Genomic DNA, 26,709 nt, shown 5'->3' with positions numbered 1-26,709 from the left:
GATATGAAATTCTTTTTTGCAAGTATTGCCTTTCTACTTTGTTATCAACTGAATGCACAAGAAATCAAAGGAAAAATCGTAGATGATAAAGATAATAGTCTATCTGGGGCTACTATTTATTTTGATGGAAGTACAATTGGTACACTAAGCAGGAAAGATGGAACTTTCAATATCGAGTTCAAAGAACAATCCAACCTTACACTAGTCATAAGATTTTTAGGTTTTGAAACATTTTACCTACCCAATCCAGATCCAAAAACGAATTATGAGATAAGCTTAATCCCAAAGGAAAATCAATTGGATGAAGTCGTTTTTGATACATCTCCCTTTACTCGAGAGCAAATGCTAAAGGCTTTCAAACACGATTTTCTTGGAAGAACCAAAGCCGGAAGAAGAGCCCGTATTTTAAATGAAGATGATATTCGTTTTTATTACGATAAAGATGAGAAAAGCCTTTATGCATCAGCTAGGCAACCCCTTCAAGTGATAAATAAGGAATTGGGTTACAAAGTAGAATTTGATCTGGTAGATTTTATTTCAGATTTTACTAGAGTAACTCTGGATAAGGATTATCAAAAAACCAATTATTTTGGTGGAACATCTTTTTTTGAAAATATAGCAGAAGAAGATCGAAGAATAAAAAGGAAACGCTTAAAAGCTTATAAAGGTTCTTCCATGCATTTTTTTAAAAGCCTATGCTCAGGTCATTTGGAAGAAAGCAAATTTAAACTTTTTCATAAGAGTTTTCAAGTGCCAGCTTCAAGTGTATTTGATATTAAAAAAGTAAACCGAAAGGTGAGAGCTTCTCGAGTTCTTGGAGTGGAATCTTATGAGGATAGTTATGAAATCACTATTCTAGGAAATGATTTTGAAAACCTAAATATTGACAGTACTTTGATCAGAAATAAATTCCAAAAAAAAGTAGCTTTACTCCATAAAGATGATCGTTCCGATATCACTTTTAAGACCAAAGTCTTTTATGTGGATGATTACGGAAATCATACTCAAATCAATAATATTTTATTTTCTGGAGACATGAGTAAAGGTAGACTCGGAAACATGCTCCCCATAAATTATCAACCACATGACTAAGACATACTTTATTACTGGCATTGGCACTGAAGTCGGCAAAACCATAGTTTCAGCAGTAGTGACCGAAGCTCTTCGGGCAGATTATTTCAAACCCATACAAGCTGGAGATTTGGAGTATTCTGATACTGATAAAGTCAAGGCTTTGATTTCGAACTCTAAATCGAAATTTTTCAATAACGCCTATGCTTTGAAAACACCCATGAGCCCTCATGCTGCTGCAGAAATTGATGAGGTCACCATCGATCTGAAATCTATAAGTAGGCCGAAAACCCAAAATCATTTGGTAATTGAGGGGGCGGGAGGCTTAATGGTACCCTTAAATAACAAGGATTGTATCATCGATTTAATTGAAAAAACAGATAAAATCATTTTGGTTTCCAGACATTACTTAGGAAGTATCAATCATACACTACTCTCCGTGGAAGCTTTAAAAAACCGCGGGTTTACGAATATTGGTATTCTTTTTAATGGAAATGAACATCCAACAACTGAACGTATTATTTTAGATAAAACTCAACTCCTTTCCTTGGGAAGTATTCCAGAAGAAAGTCAAATTTCAAAAGAGGTGATTCTAAAGCATGCGGAACGTTTAAAGCTAAATTTAGAGAAGTTTTAAGCCATGTGGATTAGATTCAGAAGAGAGAATACTTAGCTTTAAACTCCTTAACTTTGCAATAAATAAAAGACCATGAAACTTTTCGGGAAGTCTATTTCATTACCATTTACCAAGCCTTCTATTTCTAAGCGGGACCAAAAGTATATTTGGCACCCTCTTACTCAGCATAAATTAAACCCAGAGCTACTAGCTATAAAATCGGCAAAGGGAGCGATCCTAAAAGATGAGTCTGGAAAAACCTATATAGACGCTATCGCTTCTTGGTACACCAGTATGTATGGGCATTGCCATCCTGAAATTGTGAAAAAGGTAAAGGCTCAAATGGATACTTTGGATCAGGTGGTTTTTAGCGGGTTTACCCATGAACCTGCGGTAGAATTGTCTGAGAAATTGATGGAGATTTTACCTAAAAATCAAAGCAAACTCTTTTTCAATGATAATGGCTCTACGGCAACCGAGATTGGTATAAAAATGGCTTTGCAGTACCATCATAACCAAGGAAACGATCGTAAAGTCATGTTAGCTTTGGAAGATGGATTTCATGGAGATACCTTTGGAGCCATGTCGGTTTCCAGTTTATCTGTATATAATGGCGCTTTTGAAGACCATTTTATAAAAGTGATTAGACTTCCTAAGCCAGATGGTCAAAATAATGATGAGGTTATTACGCAATTGAAGTCGATTTTAAAAGAAAATGCCATTGCAGGCTTTATCTACGAGCCTTTGGTTCAAGGAGCTGCCGCCATGCAGACTTATGATCTTAAAGGGCTAGAAGATATTTTGAAATTGTGTAAAGCTCAAGATGTGATTTGCGTTGCCGATGAGGTCATGACAGGTTTTGGAAAAACAGGTAAACATTTTGCCTCAGATTACTTAACCCAACAACCCGACGTTATGTGTTTAAGTAAAGCCCTTTCTGCAGGAATGGTGGGTATGGGAATTACAAGTTGTACAAAAAAAGTTTACAAAGCCTTTTATGCCGATAACGTCGCCAAAGGTTTGTTTCATGGTCATACCTACACGGGAAATCCGTTAGCCTGTGCTGCGGCTATTGCAGGGATTGAACTCCTTCAATCTCGAGAGATCCAAGACTCTATCAAAACCATTATGAGTCTCAATCAACTGTTTGCCGATAAAATGCGTAAGCATCCTATGGTTGGAGAGGTAAGACAGATTGGTGTAATCTTAGCTTTAGATCTAAATCTGGAAATGGAGCGCTATGGCAATGCTCGTGATGAGATGTTTCAATATTTTATGAGTAAGGGGATCTTTTTAAGACCGCTGGGAAAAACCATTTATATTCTACCTCCTTATGTAATTACAGAAGCGCAGTTGGCTAAGATATACGCTGTGATTGAAGATTACCTCAGTATTTTAGAAGAAAGAGCTCTTAAAGCTTAATCAGTTTAACGATTTCTTTTTGGTTGTTTTCGCCTATAATAGTCACTAAATAGACCCCTGTAGAGAGTGAACTAGCATCATAACTAAAAGGAGACGTGGTACTTTTAAATTGACCAGCATCTACTTTTTGTCCTAATAGCGAATAAATACTGAAGCTATAACTTTCGCTCGAGCTAGATAAGCCTTGAATATTAAACTTATCATTTACAGGATTGGGATAAACCTTAAAGTTTTGAGGGATTGTGTCCTCGTTAGATAACGAGTTCGACTCTATAATGAAACCATATCTAAGGTCTGGTTCTCCTTCAGCAACCTGGTAATCTACTGTGAATTCACCTTCATTTATCGGATATTCAAGATCCAAATAAAAGTCCTTTAAAACCATATCTGTTTCAGACACATTTGAGGGGTTTACTTTAAATTGGTAAGCGCCTTTTCTTTTGTTTTTCAAACTCAGCATTATAGTATCTATTTCTTCTGGGAATCCTCGTTCTTCAATACTCAAATATCTACCCTGTGAATAGATAGATAAACTCTCATCGTAATTCTGAAATTTTTTAGCGTCCTTTAGATCAACTTCTGAATTTGATCCTGCTTTTAGCTTAAGACTGGTAGCATCAATGGTTTTATTATTGGACTGCAACAACACATCGATTCTCGATTCTTGGTTGAAACTTGAAGGCTGAAGTTGAGAAATATCCTTGTAATTTTCAGTGTAGTTGATAGAAATCGAGGTTGCCCCAGTATTTTTTGCTTCAACGAAAACAGCTTGCCAAGGCTGTATAAATTGATTAGCATCAGAACCTTGAGCATTAGTCCCCGCAGGTAATTCGACAGTTGCATAACCTCCACGAGTATTTAGTGTAGGGTCGTAAACGTAAATAAAACTTTCATTGAGATTGGGATTATTATTCATGATAGAATTAGCATCAATACTACTATGGTAGGGATTACTCAGCAAAATAAAACTATTATCTGTTATCAAATTGACCTGTTTTGTAAAGCCTAAAATAGCAGGATTTCCTGTTAATCTTAAGGTTGTTTCTGGACCAATTGCTGTGTTGGAATTTAAGGTAGTAGATCTATCTCCTCTTATCAATAAAGTAAAACTCTCGCCTTTATCGAATTTTTCGGTATCTGTATTAGCAAAAGCAGACCATGACTGTGGGCCTTCATCCCAACTATAAAGAGAGGAGTTTCCGGAAAGTGTTGCATCGAACCCATTATTTCCAGACTTTGAACCCGTAATGTGTGTTCCGAAACCTGCTATGCTATCTATATTATCTGTAGGATAATTGGTTCCAGTATTGTGTTGACCTTCTTGTAGGTTATCTAAAATTGGACCTGAGGTAGAAACAGGGGAAGAGAAGTACCTAAAGGCTCTGTTGGATTGAGGAATAAAACGTTCAATTACCAAGTCTCCAGTTATGCTTCCGCCTGTATTTATTCCCATCTGGGCGGTTAGCGTGTCGTTGCTTTTTAAAGTCAAACGGCCGTTTGGAGAAAAAGCCCCTCCATGAATTTCAAAGGTTCTAAAGACATCTTGGTTTCCATTTGTTACTTCAACTTGTCCAGAACCTTTATCAATACTGAAATGTTCGATGAGACCTTCTCCTGAAATCGATTGTGCTTGATCTCCTATTAACTTAAGTTGTCCACTTCCCAAAAAACGTCCTTCATGGCGAAGATCGCCACCAATCGATAAATTGACAGAATTCTCTAAAACCACTAAAGTAGATTCACCCACATAAACTTGGCTCATTAAACTTTGTGAGAAGACAATTAAAATAATAATCAAAAGTGCTTTTTTCATTAAGCAAAATTACTAAATTTGCAACAATAAATTATAATATAATTATGAAAAAAAGCCAAAAGTTATTTTTGATTGCTCTTTTTGTATTTCAAATCCATTATGCTCAAGTAGGTATTGGAACAGTAGATCCGCAGACTTCGTCTATTTTGGAAGTAGAATCCACCGAGCAAGGTGTCCTCCTTCCAAGGATGAGTACCTCACAAAGAACTTCTATAGTTGACCCAGCTAATGGGTTAACTGTTTTTGATACAGATTTACAATCTTATTATTTCTATAATTTGGATGATTCGAGTTGGGAAAGTTTAAGCTCATCACGATTGAACCGTGTTAATTTTGTCTTAGTAAAATCCCAAGCTGATTTTCCAGATCCTTCTGGAGGGAAAATAACTTTAGACGAGAATACTTATTATGAAATTAATGGAATCGTTTCTCTTAATACACCAATAGAACTCAATGGCGCTTATATTTCTGGATTAGATGCCTCTGAAGACGTTTTATTAAAATCTTCAGGAAATGTTTTTGAGGGTACTGGTGGTAGTATAAGAAATATAACTATTGCTGGGGGAGGTAATGCCTTTTCCATTACAAGTGGTACCTCCTTACTCGTTCAAAATACCATTATTTCGGGTATGGGAAATGTGGGTAGTGTGAGTGATGTAGGATTTGTTTTTTTTAGCAATGTCCAGTATTTATCCAACTCAAATGGTATTGTTTATACAAATATCACTAACTTATTATTAAATAATCAAGCCTGGCAAGCCAGTAATAGCGGTACTTTTGAGAAATTTGTTGGAAACTTTGACTTGATTCAAAAAGGGAGTGGTTATTCTATAGCGAATAGTTCTTCAACGGCGATAGACGTTTCAGCAAATCCAGTAGTTGGAGTTGGCGTAATTTCTGGGACAGTTTTCTCAGGAAGCTCAGAGTCTATGATAAACAGGTATACAACTGCTCAAACCAATCTTAATTTTGCTAAAGAGTGGTTTGTTCAAGCTCCAGGAATACAGGACGAGTACGATGATATCGCTACGGGTAATGTTTATTACGATGGAACATTAAATCAAGGTTATGGTATCACATCGCCTACTAGCATAACTATTCCATTTAAATTAACTGGAGGAAGTGCTGAGAACAACTTTGCCATCAATTTATTAAGATTTTCATCAATTACCGCTAATAATAGACTGGTATATAATGGAAAAGAGGCCGGAGCTTTTTCAGTTAATGCTTCTTTATCAGTAAGAGGAACAAATTCCCAAGGAGCTTTTTATTCTTTTTTTATAAGAAGAAATGGGACGGAAACCTTAAATAGAACCAATGCTATTTTCTATGTTGAAAATATAACAAGCGTTTCAAGCGTTTCCCTATCAGGTACAGTTGTACTTGAACCTGACGATTTCATCGAAATTTGGGGTCAAAAGTTATCTGGAACAGGATCTGGAACTTTGGTTATATTTTCTCAAAATTTAAATGTCAATTAACTAAAACAAAAAACCTATAGAAAAGCTCCAAACTTCATTGAACTGGTCACCTGCAAGTTCTTTGTCGATGTCGTTTATGCTTTTTTCGTAGCGGGCTTGTATCATAAAATTTTGACTGAGTTTGTAGCGCAGCCCACCTAATAAACCCAGTTCCAATCCCTCGTACCTGTTAGTTTGGTTTATCGTTTCAGTTTCACTTATCAACTGGTCTGAGTCATCTATAGATCTTTCTTCTCTCTCTTCTTCAGCATTTACCAAATAACCAACTTGCACACCACCTTCTATCCAAAGTTGTTCAATAAGGTTATAACTTACTAAAACAGGTAAATTAATATATTGCATTCTGGTGAGACTTTTAATCTCATCAATATTTACATTTTCAGAATTAAACCTTTCCGAAAACCCTTGCTCAGAATAGAGCAGCTCGGCTTGTATGCCCAGCTTAGGTAGGATTTTATATAAACCATATGCTCCTATATTCATAGAAGTTCTGGTTTCGTAGTTTGAAACTTCATCTCCCGAGATATTCGATAAATTGAGACCTCCTTTAAACCCGTATTCAAAATACTCTTGTTGAGCATTTGTAGTTATAGATGCTAATAGCAAGGTTATAACAGATAATAATGAAAGTTTCATAAAAATAAATTTTATATAAAATTAGACTTTTTTAAGGGTTTGTAAATCTTCATTAATTCAATTTTAACCTTGCAAGGTTTTATTCTAAGTTTCAAGAACTCGATTTGAAAAATGAGTAACCTATGTTACAGTAGAACGGCTATTTATAGCTTTAATTTGCATAAAATGTTTAATTATGGAATGGATTATGAATCCTTGGCCTTGGTATGTTTCTGGGCCTCTTATTGCTTTAGTTATGTTTGCTTTGCTATTTGTAGGTAAGCAATTTGGGATGTCTTCCAATTTAAGAACCGCCTGTTCTATAGGAGGAGCTGGTAAAGCATCAGATTTTTTTGATTTTGATTGGAAAAAAGAACGCTGGAATCTCATTGTGGTTTTAGGGGCTATCATTGGAGGGTTTTTATCAGCTAATTACTTGTCCGATAATACAGTCGATATCAATCCCGATGTCGTTACTACACTGGAATCCTATGGAATTAACAGTGCTGGAAAGGCGTACTTGCCCATAGAGATTTTTGGCACTGAGAGTTTGAGCGATCCTAAAATTCTTGCTGTTTTACTCATAGGAGGATTTCTAGTCGGTTTTGGATCTCGGTATGCTGGGGGATGTACTTCCGGGCATGCTATTTCCGGTTTAAGCAATTTGCAACTTCCTTCATTAATTGCAGTAATTGGATTTTTTATAGGAGGATTGATCATGATTAATTTTATTTATCCCTTAATTTTTTAAGCGTATGAAAACCTTAGTTTACTTAATTATAGGTACCTTTTTTGGTATCGTCATGTACAAATCTGAAGCAGCGTCTTGGTTTAGAATTTATGAAATGTTCGAATTTGGGTCTTTCCATATGTATGGTATTATAGGCTCTGCTTTGGCAATAGGAGTAATTGGGACTCAGATTATAAAACACCGAAACATCAAAGCTTTAGGAGGGCAAGACATGCAACTAAGCCCTAAAGCCATGAGTATACCACGTTATTTATTTGGTGGAATCTTATTCGGATTGGGTTGGGCGCTTGCCGGTGCCTGTCCTGGCCCTATGTATGTTCTCGCAGGAGCGGGTTACGGATCTATTCTGATAGTGATTTTTGGTGCAATTCTAGGTACATTTATCTATGGACTTATCAGAAACAAACTTCCACACTAATCGTAAAAACTATTTACTAAAAAAAAGCTTCGTTTCTTAACGAAGTTTTTTTTTGGACAAGGTTTAAACTTTTTCTAATTTAGTTAGTCCTACTAAATAATAAAGCTGAATAGCTCAGTTTTACTGACTTAATACTAAAGCAACTATGTTCAAAAAATTACTTTACTACACGTGTGTAGCAGGAATGGTAGTTTCGATGTCATCGTGTTCTATCCTTCAGGGTAAAAAAGATGATAAATCCGCTGCCCAATCTAAGGAGAAGCCCAAAAATGGTGTAAAACCTTACGGCAAAATTATAACGAAAAAGGCAAAATCCGACGAAGGATTGTTTACTGTTCACAAGGTAGACCAAGATTACTTTTTTGAAATCCCAGACTCGCTTTTCAATAGAGAGATGTTAATGGTAACTCGTATTGCTCAAACTGCTCAAGGCATTGGCTTTGGTGGAGGAAAGCAAAACGAACAAGTATTGCGCTGGCAACGTAAAGGAGACAAAGTTAATCTTAGAGTTGTTTCTTACGATATTGCAGCGGCAGACTCGTTACCTATTTATGAAGCGGTAGTAAATTCCAATTTTGAACCTATTTTATATTCGTTTGATGTAAAAGCTTACAAAAAAGATTCTATCCACAATAACACAGTTATAGATGTTACGGATTTATTTCAGAAGGATGTTGAAGCTCTTGGCTTGCAAAGTAGACGAAGAAAACCTTATAAAATTTCCAGATTAGATGACAATCGGTCTTATATAGACACCATAAGAAGTTATCCTGAAAACATAGAGATCAGACACGTCAAAACTTACAATGCAGGCGAACCACCTTCCAATTCTAGTACGGGTTCAGTCTCATTGAAATTTAGTAACTCAATGGTCTTATTGCCAAAAGAACCTATGAGACGACGTTACTTCGACCAACGTGTGGGTTGGTTTACAAGTAACCAAACAGATTATGGTTTAGATAATCAAAAGTCTGAAACAGTTAAGTATTTAGACCGTTACCGTCTTGAAGTGAAAGATGAAGATCTTGAGAAGTTCAAAAATGGCGAGTTAGTGGAACCTAAAGAACAGATCATTTATTACATAGACAGAGCTACTCCAGAAAAATGGAGAAAATATATTAAACAAGGCATAGAAGATTGGCAAGTAGCCTTTGAAGCCGCTGGTTTTAAAAATGCTATTATTGCTATGGATCCTCCTACAAAAGAAGAAGATCCAGATTGGAGTCCTGAAGATGTCAGGTATTCTGTAGTAAGATATCTAGCGTCTCCAATACCAAATGCGAATGGACCTCACGTGAGTGATCCAAGATCTGGAGAAATCTTGGAGTCTGATATCAATTGGTATCACAATGTGATGACTTTACTTCGCAACTGGTTCTTTGTGCAAACTGCAGCAATTAACCCAGAGGCTAGAGGTGTTGAGTTTAAAGATGAGGTGATGGGACGTTTAATTCGTTTTGTATCAGCTCATGAAGTTGGACACACGCTTGGACTTCCACACAACATGGGAAGTAGTGTAGCTTACGGTGTTGAGGACTTAAGAAGTCCAGAATTCACTAAAGAATTTGGTACAGCTCCTTCCATTATGGATTATGCAAGATTCAATTATATCGCTCAACCAGGTGATGGAGATGTGTCCTTAATGCCAAACGTTGGACCTTACGATAAGTATTCAATTGCTTGGGGGTACAGACCTATTTTGGACAAAACACCAGAAGAGGAAAAAGAAGTTCTCAACCAGTGGATCTTAGAAAAAGCAGGAGATCCTATCTATAGATTTGGAAAACAACAATCTGGAGGTGTGATCGATCCAAGTTCGCAAACTGAAGATCTTGGGGATGATTCTATGCAAGCCAGCACTTATGGTATTGAAAATCTTAAAAGAATTGTTCCAAACTTAATCGAATGGACTGCAGAAGATGGTAAAAACTACGATGACTTAGAAGACCTATACAACCAAGTTTATGGACAGTATAACCGTTATATGGGCCATGTTGCCGCTAATATCGGTGGTGTTTACGAAATCTATAAAACTTACGATCAAGAGGGGGATGTTTATTCACACGCACCTAGAGATAAGCAAGTAAGAGCTATGGAATTTCTTCAAGCAGAATTGTTTGAAACTCCGGAATGGTTAATTGATACAGACATCTTCAACAAAATTCAATTTGACGGCTATCTTGAAAAAATCAAAAGCTATCAAGAAAGAGCTTTAAATAATGTTCTAGACTTCGGCCGTTTCGCAAGAATGATGGAAAACGAAGAGCTAAACGATGATGCGTACAACATTGTTGAAATGATGGAAGATTTGAGAACTGGTCTTTTCAGTGAATTAAGACGTGGTGAAGACATCAGTAGAATTCGTAGAAACCTTCAGAGAGCTTATATTGGAAGAATGCATGAGCTCATGACAGAAGAGCAAACTAGCATTCCTGCACGATTCAGAAGTTTTGTCAGCCGAAGTAATATCGACGTGGAGACTAGTGATATCAGACCACTTGTAAGAGCTGAGTTAACTACTTTGCAAAGTGACATGAGAAGAGCAATCAGTAGAACTAGAGATACAATGACAAGATATCATCTGCAAGATGGAGTTGAGCGAATTGAGAAAATTCTCAATCCAGATGCTTAATTAATCTTTAATTCAAGTTTTAAAAGCCACTTTTATAAAGTGGCTTTTTTTTGTTTCATATCTTTAACTCAAAAAAACAAATCATCATGAAATACTTATTTTTCGTCTTATTGGTAACTGGTATAATCGCTTGTCAAGATTCTTCTGAGCTCAAAGCCAACGACACTAAAACCGAAGTTTTGGCAGAGGCAAATTCAGAAGAAATTATCAATCAAGAGTTTTGGAACAGGCTTTCTAAATTAAAAGGAAAAGCTTTTCAAGGCAAAGTTCTGGAAGCTCCAGAGGGAGACGATTTTAGAGAGAAAAACTTAGTGATGCATGTATTGGATGTGAAGGAAAATAAAATCTATATTCCTTTCAATGTAGGAGAAAATCGTTCAAGAACTTGGATTTTGTCCAAAACTAAAAATGGAATACAGCTTAAACACGATCACCGTAAGGAAGATGGAAGCGAAGATGAAGTTACTATGTATGGTGGAGTCACACCAAATAGTGGCTCGGATGATTTAGCTATGTTTCCGGCGGACCAAGAGACCGTAGATTTATTGCCGGGAACGGCCACTAACTTATGGTGGATTACCGTCGACGATGAACAATTTACTTATAACTTAAGGCGAATTGGTTCACCAATTAAATTTTCTATAGGTTTTGATTTGGAGTCACCAATTGATCTTCCGAAGCGATCTTGGGGGTGGGAGAATTATAAAATTGAAAAATAAGGCAAGGCTAAGTTTTAAAGGATCAATTCTTTTTGATTATCCTTAACCTCAGTTCGCTGCTCGGCAGAGTGGATAAAGTCTTTTGCCTTTTTGACTAGATAGTTTTGGAAATAATGTTTTTGTTTATTTTGAGTATGAGTCATCACGATGACCACAAGATCATCTTTTGGATGGTATTCTAATCCATTTCTAAATCCATCCCACAATCCATTGTGGAAAATTACCTCTTCACCATTTTTATGTTCAAGCCTAAAGCCCATTCCGTAGCGTTTATTTTTGCCATTTTCGTTTCTACCAAACATCAAGTCAATATTATCTTCATTTACTATTTCACCATTTTTCAAATCGCGAAACCACACGAACAAATCTTTTGCGGAGGCATATATTCCTTTATCCCCAATGGCATTATTATGAAAACCTTCTGGGAGCTCTATAAAAGAACGTCTATAAGATTGGTAGCCGTCCAGAATAACGTTCTTATTTCTGTCGTGTTTATCGACAAAGGTCTCATCTAAGCAAAGCGGTAATAAAAATTCGTCTTCAATAAATTCGCCGAGGCTAAGTTGAGTTATTTGCTCAACGATAGCACCCAGAACAACATAACCTGTATTGCTATAACTAAAATATCGACCCGCAGGAAAATTAAGTCTTGGAGCGTTGGCGTTAATCAAATCCACAACCTCTAGATTGTTGGGGGCAATATCTTTATTCCAGTACTGTTCGGTGAGGTACATGTAGTTCCAAAGTCCAGACCTGTGCTTTAATAAATCTCGAATGGTAACTTTTTCAAATTTAAAGCCTGGCAAATAGGTAGACACAGATTGATCGATGTCCAAACGTCTTTCTTCGTATAATTTGAGAACAGCTGCAGCGGTATATTGTTTACTCACCGAGGCCAATTGGTAAGACATATTGGGTTCCATTGGAGCCTTAGTGATTGGATTCTTGTAGCCGAAATCTTCTTCGTATAAAATTTGATCCTTATAGGCAACAATCACAGAACCACTTATTTTGTTGCGTTTAGCTCTCTTCTGAATTTGATCTTCAAAAACTTGAAGTTCTGGAGAAAACAATGAACTATAATTTACTATCGGTTCTTTAGGAATGGGATCAGTCACTTTTGAGATATCTGAAGGGACGGTTTCAAAATTACTAAAGGCAAAGTTTTGAAACATAGTATAGGAAATCATCCCTAGGATGGATCCTACTACAAATAGTCTTGTGACAAGCTTGGAGTTGAACTTCATTATTAATTGAATAACTTCATTTAAAGTGCAAAATATTACAAATTATTGCTATAAATTGATTTCAATACAATTTTAACTAAATAAAATGTAACTTTAGACTGAAACCCAGTATTATAACGAGATTTTATAATTCTATCTATAATACTACTAACGATAAAAAATTCAACTTAGTTTACGTCGATAAATTATTTTATATGACTACTCCGCCGGTATGATTTCTGCATTCCAAACATTAGCAAGGGCTTTTGAAGATTCAAAAAGCATTTCAAAAGAAGAAATCACATAATAATCTTCCTGCATAATATCTGTTCTGAATTCTTTTTCAATAATATCCTGAATGGAATAGTCTAGAAAATTGGCTTTTTGCTCATGGATTTGATTGGTCTCTCCAGAGGAAGATAAAATACCGGCCCCATAGGATTGGATACCTCCTTGCTCTTTTATAACCCCAAATTCTATTGTAAACCAATAGAGGCGTTGCAATTGTATAAGTTTATCCGTGTCTCCTATAAACTGACAACCCAATTTTCCAAACTCGTACACAAATTCAGAAAACACAGGGTTACTTAATAAAGGCACGTGACCATAAATATCATGAAACATATCTGGCTCTTCCAAATAATCCATGCTGTCTTTGGACCTTAACCAAGTAGAGGCGCAAAATTTCCGCTCGGCAAGCAACTTGAAAAACTCTTCTACGGGAATCAATCCAGGTACCACTTGCAATTCCCATTGAGTTTCGGTTTTAAACCATGAATTGATCTTTTCAAAATCAGGGATTTCGTCGGCATTCAAAACAGGAGACATATGCTCTAAAGCATCGATATAAACTTTAGATGCTTTGCCTGGGATATTTTCTTTTTGTCTATTGAATAGGGTATTCCAAACCCATAAATCATCCTTGGTGTACTTAGACATGTCTTGCATAGCAATTCGTTTTAAAATAAAAATCCCGATTCAACTGAATCGGGATTTAATTAAGGTGTAAATATGTTATACCATTAACCGATTCTAGAATTTAGAAGTGGATAATAGTGATAATATGTGTTTTTGTTATTCATGGATATAAAATTAAATATAAAATCGATATTGGCAAATCAACAAGTGTTAAACTGCAGCTATAGGATGATTTTAATTTTTAGTCCCTATTTTCGATTAATTCATCTCATTGTTTTAGTTTTATGAAAAATCAAATCACGATGTTACAATCCTACCGGTGGGGGATTTTGGGTTTAGGCGGTATTGCCCACAAATTTGCCTCAGATTTAAAGCAGGTAGAAGGTGCTATTCTTCATGCTGTAGCCTCAAGATCACTTGAAAAAGCTAAGGCTTTTGCTGCGGACTTTAAAGCTGAAAAAGCTTATGGTTCCTATAAAGACTTGGCTAAAGACCCAGAGGTTGATATTATATATGTTGCTACACCACATGTTTTCCATTTTGAACATGCCTTACTAGGACTCGAACACCATAAAGCCGTTTTGTGTGAAAAACCAATAGCGATGAATGCAGCTCAATTGAGTCGCATGATTTCTGAAGCAAAGCGCAAGAATATGTTTCTGATGGAAGGCCTCTGGACCAATTTTATGCCTCATCTTCAAAAAGTCTATGACCTTACTCAAAAGGAAATTTATGGGAAATGCCTAAAAATTGAAGCAGATTTCTCCTTTAAAGCTGAATTTGATACCGAAGCTCGCCTGTTTAATAAAAATCTAGGCGGCGGTGCTCTTTTGGATATTGGGATTTACCCCGTGTATTTGGCTTTAAAGCTTTTAGGGCTGCCGCAAAATATCAAGGCAACCGCTCAATTTTCTAAAACAGGCGTAGATGTTTCCAATGCGATACAGTTTCAGTATTCCAGTGGAGCAGTGGCGCATTTGTCTTCTAGCTTTGCTAGAACAACACCCTCTAAGGCTAAAGTTTATTTTGAAAAGGCTACTGTAGAATTTGGACCTAGATTTCATGAAACCGACCAACTTAGCATAACAACTAAAGCGGATGAAGAACATCTAGACTTTCAGTACTCACCAAATGGCTACCAATTTGAGATCAAACATGTTCATGACTGCCTAGACCAAGGTCTTACCCAAAGTCCTGAAATGTCTCTTAAGGCTTCTCTAGAGCTGCTTCAAACATTAGATACTATTAGGAAGCAAATAGGCTTGAGGTATAAAGAAGATTTGGACCATTAGAGGGGAAGACTTTTAAGCTTCACTTGCTTAAGATTGGCTAAAATTAATATCATATAGGCGTTCACTTGGTTATTATTGGTTAATTTACAAGAACAAAAGACTTTTAAGTAAGCCTTTCATGCCATTCCAAAATCTTTATTTGAATTATAGACGTGAATAGTTAGATAAGGCATATTGAGATAATTACTATAAAAGTAGTATCTTTTACAGGATGCTGGTTTCCAGTATTTAAAAAAGACATAATTACAACATACCACAGAATGGCATATATCAATTACTACAAGATACTTGGAATTGAAAAAAGCGCGACAGAAAACGATATTAAAAAAGCGTATCGCAAAATGGCTCGCAAATATCACCCAGATCTGAATCCCAACGACAAGGAGGCTGAAACAAAGTTTAAGCAAATCAATGAAGCTAATGAAGTCTTGAGTCATCCAGAAAACCGGAAGAAATACGACGAGTATGGTAAGGATTGGAAGCACGCAGAAGACTTCGAGAAAGCCAAGCAGCAACATCAGACTCAAAATCCATTTCAGCAACAGTCTGGTGGTAATTATTCAGAAAGCGATTATTCTGACTTTTTCGAGTCTATGTTTGGAGGTAGAGGAGCTAGCAGTAGAGGAGCTAGCAGTAGAGGAGGATCTGGGGTAGGTTTCCGAGGTCAGGATTACAATGCAGAACTACAGCTTGACTTAAAAGAGGTCTACACCACTACTAAGCGAACACTCACTATCAACGGAAAAAACATTCGTCTAACCATTCCTGCAGGTGTCAAAAATGGGCAGCAAATTAAAATAAAAGGACAAGGAGGTGAAGGTGTAAATGGTGGCCCTAAGGGGGACTTATACATCAAATTTTCTATAGCTAACTCCACAGAGTTTAAAAGAAATCGCAATGACCTCTACAAAACCGTAGACCTTAATTTGTACTCCGCTATGCTTGGTGGTGAGCTTACGGTAGAGACTTTAGATAGTAAAGTGAAACTGAAAGTGAAGCCAGAAACTCAAACCGGTACCAAAGTAAAACTCAAAGGAAAAGGATTTCCAGTCTATAAAAAAGAAGGTGAGTTTGGAGATTTATATATTACCTATAATCTGAAACTGCCTACACAACTTACGACTAAGGAAAAAGAATTGTTTAATGAACTTCAAAACTTACGCTCATGATAAATCTAGAGAGCCTTATTCCCCTTCAACAGTTATGTGTCCACTACAATATCGAAATGTCGTTCTTGATCAATTTGAATGATTTCGATTTAATTGAAATTAGAACCATAGAGCACTCTCAGTATGTGCATAAGGATTATGTAGTTCATATTGAAAAAATGATTAGAATGCATCATGAGCTCGATATCAATATAGAAGGGATTGATACTATTTTTAATTTGTTGAAAAAAATAGAAACTTTGCAAGAAGAGCTTATAATCACCAAAAATAAGCTAAAGTTATATGAAGAATGAGTGTTTTTAAAAGTTAGACTATTTTTAGGATAGGCTAAAAAGAAACGATTTATGGCGACATTATAGGTTTAAATTGGTACAACGCAATGGATCACGTTTGCAGTCATAACACCAGATTATTTTCCCAAGGTTATAGCTTATCCAGTAGAAACAGGATATTACAAAACCCCAGAAGCAGAAGCTTATTTTAATCTTAAAAATGATGTGACTCAAAGCACGATATGGGCACTTATGATGGGGGTAGTGACTTCTTTAGTTGTGGCCTACTTTTTAAAGACGAAATCCAAAAAGACAGACGGATAGGAAATTCATATCTCTAAGCCTAATAATCTTGGGTTGATATTGAATTATATGTTCCTCAATACCATTTGTAAACTTTGCTCATTTTACCCATTTTTTATTTGAGTTTTAAATTGCCAAAGAAGCTTGAATTGCTAAATTTGCAAGAAATAAGTAAAAAATTATAGAGCCACACCAGGCATTATAGTTTTTTGCAAAGCACAAGCATTATGTTGGAAGTTAAACACATTCGAGCGCATCAAAAGGAGTACGTTCAAGCTCTTAAGAAAAGGAATTTTGAAGCGGACTCTGTTTTTGAAGCTATTTTAAAACTAGATGAGAGGAGACGTTCTACTCAAAAAGAATTAGACGAAATTCTCTCTGAATCCAACTCGCTTTCCAAAGAAATTGGTATGCTATTTAAGTCAGGTGAGACCGAGAAAGCTAATGCTGCAAAGGAGAAAACAGCTGGGCTTAAAGAAGATTCTAAGCGTCTTGGTGAAGAGATGGGACAAGTAGCAACAGAGCTTCAGGCTTTGTTATATCAAGTTCCTAATATTCCACATCCCTCAGTTCCTGCTGGAAAAAGCGAAGAGGACAATGAAGAGATTTTTTCTGAAGGAGAAATCCCAACTTTATCCAAATCAGCTTTACCTCACTGGGAACTTGCCAAGAAATACGATATTATCGATTTCGAATTGGGAAATAAAATCACAGGGGCTGGATTTCCTGTTTATAAAGGCAAAGGCGCGCGTTTACAAAGGGCCTTAATTTCCTATTTTCTGGACAAAAATACCGAAGCTGGCTATAACGAAGTCCAAGTTCCGCTTCTTGTCAACGAAGCTTCTGGCTATGGAACGGGTCAACTTCCAGATAAAGAAGGACAGATGTATCACGTTGGTATTGATGACTTGTACTTGATCCCCACATCTGAAGTTCCTATTACCAATATTTACCGTGACGATTTGCTCAATTTCCAGGACTTACCTATTCAATTAACGGCTTACACGCCTTGTTTTAGAAGGGAAGCAGGAAGTTATGGGGCCCACGTTCGTGGTCTTAATCGCTTACACCAGTTCGATAAAGTAGAATTGGTAAACATCGTAAAGCCTGATGAATCTTACCAAGTTTTGGACGCTATGGTGGAGCATATCAAATCTATCTTAAGGGATTTGAAGTTGCCCTATCGCGTCTTGAGATTGTGTGGTGGTGATTTAGGATTTACCTCTGCATTAACTTTCGATTTTGAATTGTTTTCGACGGCTCAAGACCGTTGGTTGGAAATCTCTTCAGTATCCAATTTTGAGACCTTTCAGGCCAATCGCTTAAAGATTCGCTATAAAGATGCCGATAATAAGAAAGCTTTGGTCCATACGCTCAACGGGAGTTCTTTGGCCTTGCCAAGAGTTTTGGCGGGAATCCTAGAGAATTATCAAACCGATGAGGGTATTGTTATTCCCGAGGCGTTGCGCCCTTATACCGGCTTCGATAAGATTTCATAGGCTAAAATTACAATTGAAAGTCACCTCATATTAAAGAAATCTTTCTCAGATGTGATGACACCGATAAATATTTCGGTAAATTTGGGAATGCTTTCGAGAACGCTCTATTTTTCAATGATGAAATGCTTTTTAAGTCTCCTGATGTGCTTTGTCTTTACCGTGGGCTTTGGACAAAGTGAAGATTTGGCGAGAAATTACTTAGACCAAGGCGACTATGAAAAGGCAGCCTCTATCTTTGGTAATCTGCATAAAAAGAATCCAAGACAACAAAACTGGTTACTTGGTTATGTAGAGACTTTACAAGCCATGGGCAAAACCGAAGAAGCCGAAAGCGTCTTAAAAACCTATCTCACCGAAGTTGGAGAATATCCCAATATTCAAATTGAGTTGGGGTATTTGTACCAAAAACAAAGCGATACACTAAAAGCCCAAGAGTACTACCAAAAAGCCATAGCACAAGTAAAGGCTAGGCCAGGTTTTTCTTATTCTGTAGGCAATGTTTTTCAAAAATATGGGCTGTTGGATCTTGCGGTCCAAACTTACGAAACGGCCCAACAGATTGAGCCTAGAAGCAATAACACCATTCAGTTAGCTCGTATTTATGGAGAGCAAAGTAAATACCTGGAGATGTTTGAAAATTACATGGATCTCATCGCTGAAAACACAAGTTATTTCCAGATTTTAAATAGAAACTTTACTCAATATATCACCGAAGATGGAAATAACGCTGCCAATGTGGCCCTAAGAAGAGTCCTGTTGCAACGCAGTCAAAAAAATCCAGAGCTTATCTTCAATCAAATGCTGAGCTGGCTCTTTGTTCAGCAGGAGGATTACGCAAAGGCCTTTGCGCAAGAAAAAGCCATTTATCAACGTCAAGATCTTAAGTCTTTAAATCGCATTATCGACTTAGCCTTAATTTCTAAAGATAAGAAAGAGCTAACTGCGGCAGAAGAAATGCTTCATTTTGCAGTGGAGAAGGCTTCAAGTCAACGGGAATTACTTTCAGCAGAACGAGAACTTTTGCTAGTGAAGCAACTTATGGCTTCAACAGATCAGTATGAGGCTATTGAAGAGGCTTACGCTAGGTTTATTGAAAAGATTGGCAGAAACAGAGATAGCTTTTTAATTCAAAAAGATTTTGTTGAATTCTTTGCTTACCAAAAGCGAGATGTTGTAAAAGCCTTAACGCAAATTGAACTTATAGCCAGTCAAGATTTATATCAGCAACAAACGGCAGAACTGAAATTGCTACAGGCCGATTTGATGGTGCAAGATTCAAAATTTAACCAAGCTTTACTTTTGTATACCCAAGTAGAGAAGCTTATTCCAAATACAGATATCGCTAGAGAAGCTAGATTTAAAGTGGCCAAAACCAGTTATTATAGAGGAGATTTCGATTGGGCCTTAACGCAGCTTAAGGTTTTAAAGTCATCGGCATCTCAACTGACAGCAAATGATGCTATGGAGTTGGCCTTGTTGATCAAAGACAATAGCCAAGAAGACACGTTGAGAACAGACTTGAAACTTGTTGCAAAAGCAGATTTGTTGCTATTTCAAAATCAACCTACTCAGGCTTTAACTATTTTGGAAGGAGTTCTTGAAGACTATCAATCGCCTTCCATTGTGGATGAGGTCTTATTCAGAATTGCAAAAATACATCTAGCCAACCAAGAGGTGGAAAAAGCACTTCTTTATCTACAACGTATTATTGACGATCATAGCGATGAGATTTTGGCAGACAATGCCAATTTTCTTCTTGGAACGCTATATATGGACGAGCTTAAAGCTCCAGACCAAGCAAAACCTTATTTCGAAACCTTAATTTTTAATCATCCCGATAGTATATTTTTTGTAGACGCCAGAAAACGCTTCAGAATGCTAAGAGGAGATCAAATTCAATAAAAAATGTTTATTTACAACGTGACGACCAACATAGAAGAAAATGTCCATGACCAATGGGTGAAGTGGATGAAAGAAGAGCATATCCCTGCCATGATAAAAACGGGAAAGTTTATAAGTGCTACCATGAGTAGAGTGGACGTGATAGAATCTATGGGAGGTATTACCTATTCTGTGCAGTATAAAGTTCAGAATAAAACTATTTTGGAGCGTTATTTTGAAGAAGATGCAGATGAACTTAGAGCGCAAACCAAACTTTTTGATGGTAAGTCTGTAAGTTTTAGAACGGAAATGGAAATTGTACACGAAGAATTATGAGTGAAAAAGAAAGAACCTCAATAGACGACAAAGTGTTCAAAACAAACTTTGAACAAGGCGTTAGGGAAGTGAGAGCCAAAAAGCACTTGGGGCAGCATTTTCTTATTGATGAAGATATTTCCCAACGGATTGCGGAGACTTTGCAAAAAGACAATTACAGCAGTGTCCTAGAAATTGGACCTGGTATGGGTGTATTAACCAAATATCTATTGGGAAAATACAATCAGTTTGTGGCAATGGATCTCGATCGGGAGTCCATCGCCTTTTTAAATTCTTCATTTAAAAAGGAACACCACATCGAGGGGGATTCGAAAGCACTTACAGTGATAGAAGCCGATTTTTTAAAAGTGGATCTTTCAAACTATTTCAGAGATACGCAATTTGCGATTATCGGTAATTTTCCCTATAACATTTCCACGCAAATCGTTTTTAAGACTTTGGAATATAAAGAGCAAATCCCAGAATTTTCGGGGATGTTTCAAAAGGAAGTCGCCCAGCGAATCTGTGCTTCAGAAGGCAGTAAAACCTACGGGATTTTATCGGTTTTGGTTCAGGCTTTCTACAAAGCCGAGTATTTGTTTACAGTCCCACCAGAGGCATTTGACCCGCCTCCCAAGATCCATAGTGGGGTGTTGAGGTTGCAGCGCAAGGAAAATTATGAGCTGCCTTGTGAGGAGAAGAAACTACGGGATGTGGTAAAAACAGCGTTTCAACAGAGAAGGAAAACCTTGCGTAACAGCTTAAAAAAATTCAACCTTTCACCAGAATTGAGAGAAGATCCTATCTTTACAAAACGCCCAGAGCAGTTGAGCGTTGAGCAATTTATCGATTTGACTTTAAAAATAAGCCAAGATGCCATTTGAACTCACCAAAGAATTAATTGAGAAAATAGAAGTTCTTGTTGAAGAACAAAAAGACCAAGAGCTTCAATCGCATTTGGAAGAATTTCACCATGCCGATATTGCCGAGATTCTCGATGAATTGACCATGGATGAGGCCACCTATATCATAAAGTTGCTGTGCAGCGATCAAACGTCTGAAGTCTTGATGGAGATGGATGAGGATGACCGAGAGAAGATCTTGAGAAACCTCAATGCCAAGGAAATTGCCAACGAGATTGAAGAAATGGATACCGATGATGCCGCAGATATCATATCGGAACTTTCTGAGGATATTAAGACTCAAGTTATTTCCAACATCAAGGATAAGGAGCACGCAGAAAACATCGTAGAGTTGCTCAAATATGATGAGAATTCTGCTGGTGGACTTATGGCTAAAGAGCTTATCCGGGTGAACGAAAACTGGAGTGTCACCGGCTGTATGACCGAAATGCGAAACCAGGCCGAAAATGTGACGCGCGTCCACTCGATCTACGTGGTGGATAACAAAGGAAGACTGAAAGGCAGGTTGTCTTTAAAAGATTTGATTACCGCTTCTAGTAAAGCAGAAATTGGAGATGTCTATATCCGTAATGTGGATTATGTAGATGTCCACACCTCTGGAGAGGAAGTGGCAAGACTAATGCAAAAATACGATTTGGAAGCCATTCCCGTTGTGGATGAGTTTGGTAGATTGGTCGGTAGAATTACCGTAGATGATATTATAGATTTTATTAAAGAAGAAGCCGATAAAGATTACCAAATGGCAGCAGGTATTTCTGAAGATGTCGAGGCAGATAGTAGCGTTTGGGAACTTACCCGCGCCAGATTGCCTTGGCTTATTTTGGGACTTTTTGGAGGCTTAGGAGCTGTTTATGTGATGCAAGGCTTCGATTCTGCTTTAGAGGAATATGAAATTCTATTCTTCTTCACCCCCCTTATTGCGGCTATGGCTGGTAACGTTGGAGTACAATCTTCGGCGATTATTGTACAAGGTCTTGCCAATGATTCTGTAAAAGATAGCTTGGTGAAGCGACTGCTCAAAGAAGTGGCGTTAAGCATTATTAACGGCTCTGCCTTGGCGATTTTAGTTTTGGTTTTTGGAGCAGCCACCTCCATGGAGTTTTTAGTAAGCCTTTCCATTGCGGTTTCCATTTTATCGGTGATTATCATGGCGGCTTTAATTGGAACGTTCGTGCCTATTATTTTGAATAAACGCGGCATAGATCCCGCTATTGCTACAGGTCCTTTTATCACAACAAGCAATGATATCATTGGGATTCTAGCTTATTTCTATATCGCCAAATTAATACTGAACTTTTAGTATGACGCCTATTCCATTTCAGCAAGAATTGACGGTCGCCTCTCATCATTTGGATGAGCAGAACCACGTTAATAACTTGGAATATATCAAATGGGTTTTAGATATTTCTGAAGCGCATTGGACCACCAAAACCCCAGCAGATACTCGAGAAAAACACGCTTGGTTTGTGCTGGATCATCATATACACTATAAACGGCAAGCCTTTTTAGGTGAAGAGCTTATCTTAACTACCTGGATAGAAAATTACTCCAAAGTGAAGTCGGAGCGTCGGGTGGATATCACTCGTAAAACCGATGGAAAAACCGTGGTAGAGGCCAAAACCAATTGGTGTTTTATCGATAGAGTTACCAAAAAACCAAGTCTTATCACTACGGCTATTTTAAAGCCTTATATTGAATTTGATTCTGCTTAGCTTGATGCTTATGCGATATTCAGTTTAAAACTTTAGTACTATGAAAATACTACATCTGGACAGTAATCACCCTTTAATGATCAAGGAATTAACCACATTGGGTTTCGACAACACTGAAGATTTTACGAGTACAAAAGCTGAAGTTGAAGCCAAAATCCACCACTATGATGGAGTCATCATCCGGAGTCGTTTTAAAATTGACAAAGCCTTTTTGGATCATGCCACTCGTCTTAAATTTATAGGTCGGGTAGGCGCTGGGTTAGAAAATATAGACGTCGATTATGCACAGAAAAAAGGAATACAACTCTATAACGCACCAGAAGGCAACCGCAATGCCGTTTCTGAACACGCACTCGGCATGCTGCTTTCTTTGTTCAATAAGTTGCGTACAGCACACGATGAAGTGGTAAACGGCCAGTGGCGGCGTGAGGAAAATAGAGGACATGAGTTGGAAGGTAAAACGCTAGGCATCATCGGTTACGGAAATACAGGAAAAGCCTTTGCTAAGAAATTGAGCGGATTTGAGGTTGAAGTCTTGTGTTACGATATTTTAGAAAACCTTGGCGATGCCAATGCCAAGCAAGTGAGCTTGAAGGAATTAAAAGCTAAAGCAGAGGTCATCAGTTTGCATACTCCGCAAACACTAAAAACTTTAGGCATGGTCGATGCAAAGTTTATAGAGTCCATGTCAAAACCCTTTTGGTTGATCAATACGGCGAGGGGTAAAAGTGTGGTGACAGAAGATCTAGTTGATGGACTTAAGTCAGGGAAAATTCTTGGAGCAGGATTAGATGTCTTGGAATATGAAAAAACGTCTTTTGAAGATTTGTTTTCAAAAGAGAAAGATATCCCTAGGGCATTTCGATTTCTTATAGATGCTCCAAATGTAGTATTGAGTCCACATGTTGCCGGCTGGACTTTTGAAAGCCACATTAAACTCGCTCAAACTATAGTCGATAAAATCCACTTGGATTTTAAAGTAGATTGAGTATCTTTAGTAAAAAGTTAACTTATTCAACTATAAAAAGCATAAGCGATGTCTCTAAATAGAAATCTTCACATAGGCTTGATACTTGTCGTCATAGTGACATCTATTGCTTACGGAATAGCATTAGACTGGGAATCCATTTTTGAGGGTAGCATCATACTAAAAGATTTACAAGGCTTTTTAACCTCTGTTTTCGTCCTATTGGTTCTGATTCTTGGGTATTTTTACAAACCCGTAAAGGCCTGATTAAAATATATTAATCAAAACCTCCCTGTTTATTCAAAACAATGAGGGTTTTCAAATTATAAAGCCGAGCTTAAGCTTTCTGAGAGGTCGTAACCATCTCAGAACAATTGATTTCTGTGATGTAGCGTTTTTCACCGTCTTTGGTTTCGTAGGACTGGGGAGCGGTTAAAACAAATTGTGAGATAGATTATATAAATGGTTAAAACCATTAGGTAGTTAATAACACATAGCCCACGGTTTAAACCGTGGGCTATGTTGTGGCAAGGAATAAAGTGTCATTTAAGCGATTTTTATAAATATTCTTTATCAAACCACCAATAATTCTACACCTTCTGTGAGGTCGTCACAATCTCAGAACAATTGATTTCTGTTATGTAGCGTTTTTCACCGTCTTTGGTTTCGTAGGAGCGGGGAGCGAGTTTCCCTTTTAATAGAACCTCTTGTCCTTTTTTGACATAGGTTTCTATAAAGCTAGCGGTCTTGCCCCAGGCGATGATATTATGCCAGTAGGTGTTAGTGACTTTCTCGCCGCTACTGTCGTGATAATACTCGTTGGTAGCGATAGAGAATTTAACGAGTTTCTTCCCAGAGTCAAGGTTGATAACTTCTGGATCTTGACCTAAGTGGCCCATTAACTGTACTGAATTTTTTAAAGTACTCATAACTATAAAATTAAATGGTTTTTTAAAATGGCTTAGTCTTTCTAAACCACATCGATGGTGTTTCCTATCGACAGGGCAAAGATGAGAGCACGAATTCCCTTTAATTGACAGATATCCAGTTACTTCCTTTTACTTGCGTTTACAAACGGTTGTAGTCGTTTACAAACGCTTCAAGGCTTTTAAAATCTGTTAGTATGTTGAGTTTTTAGACCTTATTTTTCAGTGAAAAATTAAGATTTAAGGCTTAAAAAGAGAAAAACAACCCCAAATGTATAAATATAATAACTTTAATATATTCACATTCTAGCAATAACTAGGCTTTCGAGAGATATAATTGAAAATTACGATTTAACCGTAACAAGTGTACGGTCAAACCGTAATCCAAAAAGATATCTTAATACTATATTTATAATAAATTAAAATAGTGCCAATAAAATAAAGAATAGAATTTAAAAAGAGAAAGCTCCTACTAGGTAGAAGCTTCTCCCGTAAAGGCATGAAAACATACGCTTCACTGTGGATTGCAAATGTATAATTTTTAATGAGATGTGTCACTTCTTAAGTTAAGAAGTATAGATATTCCGGTATGAGTCTAAACTGCCAAAAATTAATTATTTAAAAATTTTAATCATGAAAAATGTTTTATTTACCTTAGCTTTTATGCTAGTAGTAACGTTTGCTTTTGCCAATAATGCAATAGGAGTACCAACTGACAATTATGATGAAGCAATTGAATTAGCTGAATCATTAAGATCAAATGATTTTAGTAATACTCTAAAAATTGAAAATAATTTAGAGGTTTTTGATACTTGTTACATAACTGTTGGTGCATATGATGGCGATGGTAATCTTTTGCTTCAATTTACTATTGTAGTTGAAGATGTAGATTCTGCCGAAGAATGTAATGAAATTGCTGATAGTTTAGGCTAATTTCAAACCCTAACTGCGACTACAAAGTTCAATTTAATAGTCGCAGTTTTTTATTCACATTAAATAAAATAAGATGAAAAACATATTCTTTTTACTATTACCACTTATTACATTTTCTCAAGAAAAATCAGTTTTAATCACCTACAAAGTTTTGTATAATACTGAACTACCAACTACAAAAAACGGATATTTATATGTAAGTAGCAATCAAAAAAAAACAGTATATATTACCGAGAAAATCGGCAATACAGAAGAAAATGAAGATTATGAAGTTGATATAACTGTTAGGTTGAGTTCTGGAGAGAAAGGATACAATTTTTTCGATTACGAAAATGACATATTGACAACGAAAGATGACATTTTAAAAGAGAGCAAACTTATCAAAGAAAAAATACCTGATTTTAAATGGAAACTTTTAGAAGAAAGTAAAATAATTAATGATATCAGACTTAATAAGGCTACATGCTACTTTAGAGGGAGAAATTATATTGCTTGGTATTCAACAGATACTGCAATAAAAGCAGGCCCTTGGAAATTTCAAGGTTTACCAGGTCTTATTTACGAAATATACGACGAAACCAAAAGATATAATTGGTTTCTACAGCAAGTGAAATCTACATCTTATGACTTTAATTCTAAAGATTTGAAGTATAATAATCAAGAAATAATATCCATTAGAGAATATGCTGACTTAAAATTTAATGGTAAAGGATTAGACCCGAAAACATTGACTAGATTACCAAGAGGTGCAAAAGTTGTTAGCCAAAAATCTTTTAGAACAGGTTTTGAAATAAAATTTGAATGGGAAGAAGAAACAAAAGAAAATTAAATAAAA

26 protein-coding genes are annotated in these 26,709 nt (G+C 36.7%); 21 read left to right on the top strand and 5 right to left on the bottom strand.

The window, feature by feature from the left end; translation table 11 throughout:
• Positions 1-3: 3 nt before the first annotated feature.
• From PGOND44_RS07985 to bioA, 3 genes are all read left to right on the top strand, one after another.
• The gene (locus tag PGOND44_RS07985) at positions 4-1,092 is read left to right on the top strand and encodes a carboxypeptidase-like regulatory domain-containing protein (protein WP_003439632.1); all 1,089 of its coding nucleotides are present in this window, start codon (positions 4-6) and stop codon (positions 1,090-1,092) included.
• Positions 1,085-1,708: a dethiobiotin synthase gene (gene bioD / locus PGOND44_RS07980; RefSeq protein WP_003439630.1), complete on the top strand. Its 624-nt coding sequence runs from the start codon at positions 1,085-1,087 to the stop codon at positions 1,706-1,708. The genes PGOND44_RS07985 and bioD overlap by 8 nt, the downstream gene beginning before the upstream one ends.
• Before the next feature lie 72 nt (positions 1,709-1,780).
• A complete protein-coding gene (gene bioA, locus PGOND44_RS07975) occupies positions 1,781-3,109 on the top strand; it encodes an adenosylmethionine--8-amino-7-oxononanoate transaminase (protein ID WP_003439628.1) in 1,329 nt (442 codons plus the stop codon).
• Here bioA and PGOND44_RS07970 read toward each other — a convergent pair.
• Entirely contained in the window at positions 3,099-4,922 is a 1,824-nt protein-coding gene (locus tag PGOND44_RS07970; RefSeq protein WP_003439626.1) for a T9SS type A sorting domain-containing protein, read from the bottom strand. The genes bioA and PGOND44_RS07970 overlap by 11 nt on opposite strands.
• A gap of 44 nt (positions 4,923-4,966) precedes the next feature.
• Here PGOND44_RS07970 and PGOND44_RS07965 point away from each other — a divergent pair, with 44 nt between their 5' ends.
• Positions 4,967-6,403 (top strand): hypothetical protein, encoded by a 1,437-nt coding sequence (locus tag PGOND44_RS07965; RefSeq protein WP_003439624.1) that lies wholly within the window; start codon positions 4,967-4,969, stop codon positions 6,401-6,403.
• Here PGOND44_RS07965 and PGOND44_RS07960 read toward each other — a convergent pair whose 3' ends face one another.
• Complete coding sequence (locus tag PGOND44_RS07960) at positions 6,404-7,039, bottom strand: porin family protein (RefSeq protein WP_003439622.1); 636 nt, start codon at positions 7,037-7,039, stop codon at positions 6,404-6,406. It abuts the gene before it with no gap.
• Between the two features lie 175 nt (positions 7,040-7,214).
• Here PGOND44_RS07960 and PGOND44_RS07955 point away from each other — a divergent pair, with 175 nt between their 5' ends.
• The 4 genes from PGOND44_RS07955 to PGOND44_RS07940 all read left to right on the top strand — a co-directional run bounded on the left by PGOND44_RS07955 (position 7,215) and on the right by PGOND44_RS07940 (position 11,538).
• Positions 7,215-7,769, top strand: a complete 555-nt coding sequence (locus PGOND44_RS07955) for a YeeE/YedE family protein (protein ID WP_003439620.1) — start codon at positions 7,215-7,217, stop codon at positions 7,767-7,769.
• A 4-nt stretch (positions 7,770-7,773) separates the two neighbouring features.
• Positions 7,774-8,187, top strand: coding sequence for a DUF6691 family protein (locus PGOND44_RS07950; protein ID WP_003439618.1), 414 nt, complete (start codon positions 7,774-7,776; stop codon positions 8,185-8,187).
• A gap of 145 nt (positions 8,188-8,332) precedes the next feature.
• Positions 8,333-10,819 (top strand): zinc-dependent metalloprotease, encoded by a 2,487-nt coding sequence (locus PGOND44_RS07945; protein ID WP_003439615.1) that lies wholly within the window; start codon positions 8,333-8,335, stop codon positions 10,817-10,819.
• An 86-nt stretch (positions 10,820-10,905) separates the two neighbouring features.
• Entirely contained in the window at positions 10,906-11,538 is a 633-nt protein-coding gene (locus PGOND44_RS07940) for a hypothetical protein (protein WP_003439613.1), read from the top strand.
• A 14-nt stretch (positions 11,539-11,552) separates the two neighbouring features.
• Here PGOND44_RS07940 and PGOND44_RS07935 read toward each other — a convergent pair whose 3' ends face one another.
• Together PGOND44_RS07935 and PGOND44_RS07930 are read right to left on the bottom strand one after the other, a co-directional pair.
• Positions 11,553-12,785: a serine hydrolase domain-containing protein gene (locus tag PGOND44_RS07935; RefSeq protein WP_003439610.1), complete on the bottom strand. Its 1,233-nt coding sequence runs from the start codon at positions 12,783-12,785 to the stop codon at positions 11,553-11,555.
• A gap of 198 nt (positions 12,786-12,983) precedes the next feature.
• The gene (locus PGOND44_RS07930; RefSeq protein ID WP_003439607.1) at positions 12,984-13,712 is read right to left on the bottom strand and encodes a phenylalanine 4-monooxygenase; all 729 of its coding nucleotides are present in this window, start codon (positions 13,710-13,712) and stop codon (positions 12,984-12,986) included.
• 272 nt (positions 13,713-13,984) lie between these two features.
• Here PGOND44_RS07930 and PGOND44_RS07925 point away from each other — a divergent pair, with 272 nt between their 5' ends.
• The 11 genes from PGOND44_RS07925 (at position 13,985) to PGOND44_RS15280 (ending at position 24,282) form a co-directional block, all read left to right on the top strand.
• On the top strand, positions 13,985-14,974 hold the full coding sequence (locus tag PGOND44_RS07925; RefSeq protein ID WP_003439603.1) for a Gfo/Idh/MocA family protein: 990 nt from the start codon (positions 13,985-13,987) through the stop codon (positions 14,972-14,974).
• A 260-nt stretch (positions 14,975-15,234) separates the two neighbouring features.
• A complete protein-coding gene (locus tag PGOND44_RS07920; RefSeq protein ID WP_003439600.1) occupies positions 15,235-16,143 on the top strand; it encodes a DnaJ C-terminal domain-containing protein in 909 nt (302 codons plus the stop codon).
• Positions 16,140-16,436 carry a chaperone modulator CbpM gene (locus PGOND44_RS07915; RefSeq protein WP_003439597.1) on the top strand — a complete coding sequence of 99 codons (297 nt, stop codon included), beginning with the start codon at positions 16,140-16,142 and terminating at the stop codon, positions 16,434-16,436. The genes PGOND44_RS07920 and PGOND44_RS07915 overlap by 4 nt, the downstream gene beginning before the upstream one ends.
• Positions 16,437-16,945: 509 nt before the next feature.
• Entirely contained in the window at positions 16,946-18,217 is a 1,272-nt protein-coding gene (serS, locus tag PGOND44_RS07910; RefSeq protein ID WP_003439594.1) for a serine--tRNA ligase, read from the top strand.
• Between the two features lie 54 nt (positions 18,218-18,271).
• Positions 18,272-20,119, top strand: coding sequence for a tetratricopeptide repeat protein (locus tag PGOND44_RS07905; protein WP_236611976.1), 1,848 nt, complete (start codon positions 18,272-18,274; stop codon positions 20,117-20,119).
• A 3-nt stretch (positions 20,120-20,122) separates the two neighbouring features.
• Positions 20,123-20,434, top strand: a complete 312-nt coding sequence (locus PGOND44_RS07900) for a DUF4286 family protein (protein ID WP_003439588.1) — start codon at positions 20,123-20,125, stop codon at positions 20,432-20,434.
• Positions 20,431-21,297 carry a 16S rRNA (adenine(1518)-N(6)/adenine(1519)-N(6))-dimethyltransferase RsmA gene (gene rsmA / locus PGOND44_RS07895; protein ID WP_003439575.1) on the top strand — a complete coding sequence of 289 codons (867 nt, stop codon included), beginning with the start codon at positions 20,431-20,433 and terminating at the stop codon, positions 21,295-21,297. Before PGOND44_RS07900 ends, rsmA begins: the two co-directional genes overlap by 4 nt.
• The gene (gene mgtE / locus PGOND44_RS07890; protein ID WP_003439572.1) at positions 21,287-22,636 is read left to right on the top strand and encodes a magnesium transporter; all 1,350 of its coding nucleotides are present in this window, start codon (positions 21,287-21,289) and stop codon (positions 22,634-22,636) included. Before rsmA ends, mgtE begins: the two co-directional genes overlap by 11 nt.
• Before the next feature lies 1 nt (position 22,637).
• A complete protein-coding gene (locus tag PGOND44_RS07885; protein WP_003439569.1) occupies positions 22,638-23,048 on the top strand; it encodes an acyl-CoA thioesterase in 411 nt (136 codons plus the stop codon).
• A 40-nt stretch (positions 23,049-23,088) separates the two neighbouring features.
• The gene (locus tag PGOND44_RS07880) at positions 23,089-24,036 is read left to right on the top strand and encodes a 2-hydroxyacid dehydrogenase (RefSeq protein WP_003439566.1); all 948 of its coding nucleotides are present in this window, start codon (positions 23,089-23,091) and stop codon (positions 24,034-24,036) included.
• A 48-nt stretch (positions 24,037-24,084) separates the two neighbouring features.
• The gene (locus PGOND44_RS15280) at positions 24,085-24,282 is read left to right on the top strand and encodes a hypothetical protein (protein WP_003439563.1); all 198 of its coding nucleotides are present in this window, start codon (positions 24,085-24,087) and stop codon (positions 24,280-24,282) included.
• A 323-nt stretch (positions 24,283-24,605) separates the two neighbouring features.
• On the opposite strand, the gene PGOND44_RS07875 is transcribed toward PGOND44_RS15280, so the two are convergent.
• On the bottom strand, positions 24,606-24,944 hold the full coding sequence (locus tag PGOND44_RS07875) for a single-stranded DNA-binding protein (protein ID WP_003439555.1): 339 nt from the start codon (positions 24,942-24,944) through the stop codon (positions 24,606-24,608).
• Between the two features lie 630 nt (positions 24,945-25,574).
• Between PGOND44_RS07875 and PGOND44_RS07870 the strand changes: the two genes are divergently transcribed.
• Positions 25,575-25,874, top strand: coding sequence for a hypothetical protein (locus tag PGOND44_RS07870; protein ID WP_003439547.1), 300 nt, complete (start codon positions 25,575-25,577; stop codon positions 25,872-25,874).
• Between the two features lie 73 nt (positions 25,875-25,947).
• Complete coding sequence (locus tag PGOND44_RS07865; protein WP_003439545.1) at positions 25,948-26,703, top strand: GLPGLI family protein; 756 nt, start codon at positions 25,948-25,950, stop codon at positions 26,701-26,703.
• Positions 26,704-26,709 lie beyond the last annotated feature (6 nt).

Origin of the sequence: Psychroflexus gondwanensis ACAM 44 (assembly GCF_000355905.1) — a bacterium.
GTDB classification, from domain to species: Bacteria; Bacteroidota; Bacteroidia; order Flavobacteriales; family Flavobacteriaceae; genus Psychroflexus; species Psychroflexus gondwanensis.
The sequence above is the reverse complement of the archived record's forward strand: the minus strand, read 5'-3'. Positions and strand labels throughout refer to the sequence as shown.